This window comes from Vibrio sp. 1249-1, from assembly GCF_033340495.1.
The window spans coordinates 1-531 of sequence record NZ_JAWOWJ010001120.1; the positions used below are offsets into that span (position 1 = coordinate 1).

A 531-nucleotide genomic window follows, 5' to 3' on the forward strand; every position below is an offset into this window, starting at 1 on the left:
CCTCTAACGGGAATATGGTATTTATCGGCCTGAACCATTAATGGCTCGAAGCGTTTCAAGCTCTCTGCAATTGAACAGTTGATATTATGCTGGCAAAAACCTTCAGAAGCCGAAGTGAAAATGGCGACCTGATTGGCGCCAGCATCTAAGGCTTGCTCTAACCCTTGGAGGTTGGGGGTGAGTGCCGAGTAAGTCACCGAGGCTCTTCGCGTGATATTTTGCATGACTTCTTTGGAATCTGCCATTTGCGGAACCCATTTGGGTGAGACAAATGAGCCGGCTTCGATGTGACTCAAACCCGTGTCAGAAAGCAAATCAATCAGCCGGATTTTAGTGCGAGTCGAAACCGGTGATTCATTTTGAAGTCCATCTCTAGGGCCAACTTCAACAATGGTTACGTTAGTAGGCAGTGTCATTCTTCCTCCGTATCAGGTTGATGGACCCAGCTCGGAGGCCGTTTTTCTAAGAAAGCTTGTAAACCGTCTTGCCCTTGCGGCGATACGCGGATATCGGCGATCAATTGGCTGGTGT

2 pseudogenes are annotated in these 531 nt (G+C 48.6%); both read right to left on the reverse strand.

From position 1 onward, the window contains the following. A pseudogene (locus R7Z50_RS30795) lies at positions 1-416 on the reverse strand (hydroxymethylglutaryl-CoA lyase); the annotation flags it as partial. Continuing rightward, positions 413-531: pseudogene (locus R7Z50_RS30800) on the reverse strand (gamma-carboxygeranoyl-CoA hydratase); the annotation flags it as partial. The pseudogenes R7Z50_RS30795 and R7Z50_RS30800, both read right to left, overlap by 4 nt.